Source organism: Burkholderia sp., from assembly GCF_018375725.1.
Taxonomy (GTDB): domain Bacteria; phylum Pseudomonadota; class Gammaproteobacteria; order Burkholderiales; family Burkholderiaceae; genus Burkholderia.
Window position 1 is genome coordinate 1 of sequence record NZ_JAHACR010000279.1, and the last position, 5,602, is coordinate 5,602.

The 5,602-nt window shown below is 65.0% G+C and carries 7 protein-coding genes; 2 read left to right on the forward strand and 5 right to left on the reverse strand.

Going from position 1 to position 5,602, the window contains the following annotated elements:
- From KH616_RS20630 to KH616_RS20650, 5 genes are all read right to left on the reverse strand, one after another.
- A partial coding sequence (locus KH616_RS20630) for a transaldolase family protein (protein ID WP_292250360.1) occupies positions 1-488 on the reverse strand: 488 nt, incomplete at its 3' end.
- Between the two features lie 173 nt (positions 489-661).
- Complete coding sequence (locus KH616_RS20635) at positions 662-1,870, reverse strand: benzoate/H(+) symporter BenE family transporter (RefSeq protein ID WP_292250362.1); 1,209 nt, start codon at positions 1,868-1,870, stop codon at positions 662-664.
- Between the two features lie 40 nt (positions 1,871-1,910).
- Positions 1,911-3,086 carry a VWA domain-containing protein gene (locus tag KH616_RS20640; protein WP_292250364.1) on the reverse strand — a complete coding sequence of 392 codons (1,176 nt, stop codon included), beginning with the start codon at positions 3,084-3,086 and terminating at the stop codon, positions 1,911-1,913.
- 25 nt (positions 3,087-3,111) lie between these two features.
- Positions 3,112-3,699 carry a GNAT family protein gene (locus KH616_RS20645; protein ID WP_292250365.1) on the reverse strand — a complete coding sequence of 196 codons (588 nt, stop codon included), beginning with the start codon at positions 3,697-3,699 and terminating at the stop codon, positions 3,112-3,114.
- Positions 3,700-3,748: 49 nt separating this feature from the next.
- The gene (locus KH616_RS20650; RefSeq protein WP_292250367.1) at positions 3,749-4,591 is read right to left on the reverse strand and encodes a MoxR family ATPase; all 843 of its coding nucleotides are present in this window, start codon (positions 4,589-4,591) and stop codon (positions 3,749-3,751) included.
- A gap of 234 nt (positions 4,592-4,825) precedes the next feature.
- On the opposite strand from KH616_RS20650, the gene KH616_RS20655 reads away from it, so the two are divergent.
- A complete protein-coding gene (locus KH616_RS20655; protein ID WP_292250368.1) occupies positions 4,826-5,185 on the forward strand; it encodes a cytochrome c in 360 nt (119 codons plus the stop codon).
- Positions 5,186-5,226: 41 nt separating this feature from the next.
- Complete coding sequence (locus tag KH616_RS20660) at positions 5,227-5,586, forward strand: c-type cytochrome (RefSeq protein WP_292250370.1); 360 nt, start codon at positions 5,227-5,229, stop codon at positions 5,584-5,586.
- Positions 5,587-5,602 lie beyond the last annotated feature (16 nt).

Here is a 5,602-nt window from a genome sequence, read left to right on the forward strand (position 1 = left end):
TCCGCGCACGCGGCTGCCTGCACCAGCGAGAACAGCAGCGTCATGTTGCACTTGATGCCTTCCTTCTGCAGGATCTCGGCCGCGCGAATGCCTTCCCAGGTCGACGCGAGCTTGATCAGGATGCGCTCGCGGCCGATGCCGGCAGCTTCGTAGAGATGGATGAGTTCGTGTGCCTTGTCGAGCGAGCGCTTCGTGTCGAACGACAGGCGCGCATCGACTTCGGTCGACACGCGGCCCGGAATCAGCTTCAGGATTTCGGTGCCGAATGCGATCAGCAGACGGTCGATGATGAAATCGGTGCTTTCGTTGCGATGATCGCGAACGGTTTTTTCGAGGATCGGTTTGTAGGCGTCCTTCTGGACCGCTTTCAGGATCAGTGACGGGTTCGTGGTCGCATCCTGCGGCTTGTACTGTGCGAGCTGCTGGAAATCGCCCGTGTCGGCGACGACGGTGGTGTACTGCTTCAGCTGGTCGAGTGCGGTAGTCATGGCGAGTCGAGAAGAGGGCGCGGTGCGCCGGGGTTCTCAAGCGCCGCGCGAGCGGGCGCGGCGGCGAAGCGAAGCGGCATCGCGTGCCGTTTCCAATCCGCTATTTTAGGCCCGAATCGCGTCGCGCATGTTTCGGCGGTGCAGATGCCCGCGGCTCACCGCGGGCGGCGGCGTCACGCGGGGCGCCGCACGTTCAGGACGACTTGCGTGACGATGCCCGCGACCAGTCCCCAGAACGCCGAACCGATCGACAGCAGCGTGAGGCCGGACGCGGTGACCATGAAGGTGACGAGCGCCGCTTCGCGCTGCTTCACGTCCTGCATCGCGTTGGCGAGGCCGCTCATGATCGAGCCGAACAGCGCGAGTGCGGCGACCGACACGACGAGCGCCTTAGGAAGGGCGGCAAACAGCGCGGCGATCGTCGCGCCGAAGATCCCGGCGATCAGGTAGAACGTGCCGCACCAGACCGCGGCGGCATAGCGTTTCGCGCGATGCTCGTGCGCTTCCGGGCCGGTGCAGATCGCGGCGGTGATCGCGGCGAGGTTCACGCCGTGCGAACCGAACGGCGCGAGCACGAGCGATGCGAGGCCGGTTGTCGAGATCAGCGGCGATGACGGTGTCTGATATCCGTCCGCGCGCAACACCGCAATGCCCGGCACGTTCTGCGATGCCATCGCGACGACGAACAGCGGAATGCCGATGCTGACGATCGACGCGACCGAGAACGCGGGCATCGTGAACACGGGCCTGGCGAGCGCGACGTGGAAATGGCTGAAGTCGAGCAGGCCGAGCGAGGCGGCGACCGCCGTGCCGGCGAGCAGCGTCGTCACGATGGCGAAGCGCGGCGCGAAACGCTTGACGATCAGATACGTGAAGAACATCACGAGCACGAGCGCGGGCTGGAACTGCGCGGCACGGAAGATCTCGATGCCGATCTCGAACAGGATGCCGGCGAGCAGTGCGGCGGCGATGCCGGCGGGAATCCTGCGCATCAATGTGTCGAACAGGCCGCTCATGCCCACGGCGGTCAGCAGCAGCGCGCAGACGACGAACGCGCCGATCGCTTCCGGGTAGGGCACGCCGGGCAGCGACGCGACGAGGAGCGCCGCGCCGGGTGTCGACCATGCGACGACGATCGGCGCGCGATAGCGCAGCGACAGCCCGATTGTCGTCAGCGCCATGCCGACCGACAGCGCCCAGATCCACGACGAGATCTGCGCATCGGTGAGGTGGGCGGCGCGGCCCGCCTGGAACATCAGCACGAGCGAGCTGGTGTAGCCGGTCATCATCGCGACGAAACCGGCGACGAGCGCCGAGACCGAGGTGTCGGCGAAGAAGCGGCCGCTTTCGCGGCCATCGGTCGCGGTGGTCGACTGAGTCATGTCTGCTCCGGAGAAGCGTGCCGCACGATGGCGGCCGTCGTTACTTGCTGAGTATGCGCATGGCCGTTTCGAGGCCGGCGAGCGTCAGTGGATGCATGCGCTGGCCGAGCACGTCGCGGATGATCGCGATCGACTGCCGGTATTCCCAGAGCCGCTCGGGCTCGGGGTTCAGCCACACGTGATGCGGGAATTGATCGGCGAGCCGCCGCAGCCATACGGCACCCGCTTCCGGGTTGTTGTATTCGACCGAGCCGCCCGGCTGCAGGACTTCATACGGGCTCATCGTCGCGTCACCCACGAAGATCAGCTTGTAGTCGGGCGTGAACTTGTGCAGCACGTCCCACGTCGCGGTGCGTTCCGCATGGCGTCGCCGGTTGTTCTTCCACAGATGGTCGTACACGCAGTTGTGGAAGTAGAAGAATTCGAGATGCTTGAACTCGGCCTTCGCGGCCGAGAACAGTTCCTCGGTGCGCTTGATGTGGTCGTCCATCGAGCCGCCGACGTCGAGCAGCATCAGCACCTTCACGTTGTTGTGGCGCTCGGGCACCATCTTCAGGTCGAGCCACCCGGCGTTCGCCGCGGTGCTGCGGATCGTGCCGGGCAGGTCGAGCTCCTCGGCCGCGCCTTCGCGCGCGAAGCGGCGCAGTCGCCGCAGCGCGACCTTGATATTGCGCGTGCCGATCTCGACCGAATCGTCGTAATCCCGGTACGCACGCGCTTCCCACACCTTGACCGCCGTGCGGTTGCCGTTCGACGGGCCGCCGATGCGGACGCCTTCCGGGTTGTAGCCGCCATGCCCGAACGGCGACGTGCCGCCGGTGCCGATCCACTTGTTGCCGCCTTCGTGGCGCGATTTCTGCTCGTCGAGCAGTTGCTTCAGGCGTTCCATCAGCTTGTCGAGGCCGCCCATCGCTTCGATCCGGGCCTTCTCCTCGGCGCTCAACGCGCGTTCGAAACGCTTGTCGAGCCATTCGCGCGGAATCTCGAATGCGTCCGACGGCAGCGCCGACACACCGTGGAAGTACGCGCCGAATGCCTGGTCGAACTTGTCGAAGTATTGCTCGTCCTTCACGAGCGTCATCCGCGCGAGATAGTAGAACGCGTCGATCGACGGCTCGATGAGGCCGGCCTTCAGCGATTCGAGCAGCGTCAGGTATTCCTTCACCGAGACGGGGAGCCTGGCCGCGCGCAGCGCGTAGAAGAAATTGAGCAGCATGGGGCGGGCCTTCGCGGTAGCGCGCTCAGCGCGCGAGCTTGAGTGTCAGGTTCGCGCGCACGGCCGGCCATTCGGTTGGCAGGATCGAGAACACGACCGTGTCGCGCAGCTCGCCTTCGCGGCCGATCTGGTGGTTGCGCAGGATGCCGTCCTGCTTGGCGCCGAGGCGGGCGATCGCGGTGCGCGACGCGTGGTTCATGAAATGCGTGCGGAATTCGACGGCAATCGCGCCGAGCCGGTCGAATGCGTGGCCGAGCAGCAGCAGCTTCGCTTCGGTGTTGAGCGGCGTGCGCTGCACGCGCTGCGCGTAGAACGTCGTGCCGATCTCGAGGCGATGATGCTTCTCGTCGACGTTCATGTAGCGCGTCGAGCCGACGATCTCGCCCGCCGCATCGCGCACGACGAACGGACACCAGCCTTGCCTGTCGCGCTGTTCGAGCGCGGTTTCGACGTACGCGCGTTCCTCGCCGGGCGCGGGGACGGCCGTATACCAGAGCTTCCACAGCTCGCCGTCCGCGGCGGCGGCGGCGATGCCGGGAACGTGATCGAGCGTCAGCGGTTCGAGCCGGACGTGGCGGCCTTCGAGCGTGACGGGTTCGATCCAGCGGCGCATGGTTGTCTCCTCGATGGGGGGGGCTGCGGGCGGGCGAGGGCTGCGCGGCTCAGCGGTTGTGCCGGTTCATGTAGACGAGCCGCTCGAACAGGCTCAGATCCTGTTCGTTCTTCAGCAGCGCGCCTGCCAGCGGCGGCACGCTCTGCTGGCGGTCCTGATCGCGCAGCGCGTCGGGTCCGATGTTCTCGGCGAGCAGCAGCTTCAGCCAGTCGAGCAGCTCCGACGTCGACGGCTTCTTCTTCAGGCCCGACACGCTGCGCAATTCGAAGAAACGCTCGAGCGCGGCCTGCAGCAGTTCCTCGCGGATGTTCGGATAGTGGACGGCGACGATTTTCTGCATCGTCGCCGGATCGGGAAACTGGATGTAGTGGAAGAAGCAGCGGCGCAGGAATGCGTCGGGCAGTTCCTTCTCGTTGTTCGACGTGATGATCACGAGCGGGCGATGCCGCGCGCGCACCGTCTCGCGCGTCTCGTACACGTGGAATTCCATCCGGTCGAGTTCGCGCAGCAGATCGTTCGGGAATTCGATGTCGGCCTTGTCGATCTCGTCGATCAGCAGGATGCTCGGACGCTCGGCGTCGAACGCCTGCCACAGCACGCCCTTGACGATGTAGTTCGCGATGTCCTTCACGCGCGCGTCGCCGAGTTGCGAATCGCGCAACCGGGACACCGCGTCGTATTCATACAGGCCCTGCTGCGCCTTCGTAGTCGACTTGATGTGCCACTGCAGGAGCGGCATGTCGAGCGCCGCGGCGACTTCCTCGGCGAGCATGGTCTTGCCGGTGCCGGGCTCGCCCTTGATCAGGAGCGGGCGCTGCAGCGTGAGCGCGGCATTGACCGCGAGTTTCAGATCGTCGGTGGCGACGTAGTGCGAGGATCCTTCGAAACGCATGGCGGCGCTCTTTTCGCGAAAAAAACCCAGTATAAGTCAGAAGGACTGACGGGGCGGGGCGCGTATCGTTGCGGGGGCTGCGTTGGGGCGGTCTGGGTGCGTCATATGGACGCGTTCCCCGCCGACGCGGTACAATCTGGCCGTTTTTTTGGCCTGCGTGGCGACCCGATTAGCAAAACGGCGCGGGCGTGCCGCTTTGGCGCCAGTTTCCCCTCAAGCTAGGTTACAAGAGCTATGAACAAATTCGTCGGCAAACACGTCGTTGTCGCAGCGCTCGTGGCGCTCGCGGGCAGCGCGCAGGCGGCCGGTGTGGTCGGCAACCCGAAGGACGGGGCGAGCAAGGCCGCCATGTGCATCGGCTGCCACGGCATCGAAGGCTATCGTGCAGCTTACCCGGAGGTCTACCGGGTGCCGGTCATCGGTGGCCAGAACCAGCAATATCTCGAAAATGCGCTGCAAGCCTACCGCAAGAAGGATCGTCATTTCCCGTCGATGAATGCGATCGCCGGTTCGCTGACGGACCAGGACATCGCCGATCTGTCGGCTTACTACGCCGCCCAGAAATCCGACACGAAGGACAATCCCTACAAGTAAGCCTCGCGCTTGCTGATCTCACACGCGGGATAGGAGCATTCATGAACAACGCATTCAAGACGGCGGCGGCATTTGTGTTCGCGGCCGGCCTCGCGATCGGCACCGCGCACGCGGCCGATCTCGCGAAGGGCAAAGATCTGGTCGAATCGCACAACTGCGCAGCCTGCCACGGTGCGAAGATGAACCAGCCGATCAACGCCGAGTATCCGCGCCTCGCGGGCCAGCACGCCGACTATCTGGTCTGGGCGATGCGCCAGTACCAGATGGGCCTCGCGAATCCGCTGCTTGGCCGCAGCAATGCGATCATGCAGGCACAGGTGCAAAACCTGTCGGTCAACGACATGAAGGACGTCGCGGCCTACATCGAATCGCTGAAGGGCGACCTGGTGTTCAAGAAGTAAGCGCGCCGGCCTCGAC

Excerpts from the sequence above, each read along its gene's own strand:
- KH616_RS20635 (WP_292250362.1), bottom strand. The coding sequence starts at position 1,870 with ATGACTCAGTCGACCACCGCGACCGATGGCCGCGAAAGCGGCCGCTTC.
- KH616_RS20640 (WP_292250364.1), bottom strand. The coding sequence starts at position 3,086 with ATGCTGCTCAATTTCTTCTACGCGCTGCGCGCGGCCAGGCTCCCCGTC.
- KH616_RS20645 (WP_292250365.1), bottom strand. The coding sequence starts at position 3,699 with ATGCGCCGCTGGATCGAACCCGTCACGCTCGAAGGCCGCCACGTCCGG.
- KH616_RS20650 (WP_292250367.1), bottom strand. The coding sequence starts at position 4,591 with ATGCGTTTCGAAGGATCCTCGCACTACGTCGCCACCGACGATCTGAAA.
- KH616_RS20655 (WP_292250368.1), top strand. The coding sequence starts at position 4,826 with ATGAACAAATTCGTCGGCAAACACGTCGTTGTCGCAGCGCTCGTGGCG.
- KH616_RS20660 (WP_292250370.1), top strand. The coding sequence starts at position 5,227 with ATGAACAACGCATTCAAGACGGCGGCGGCATTTGTGTTCGCGGCCGGC.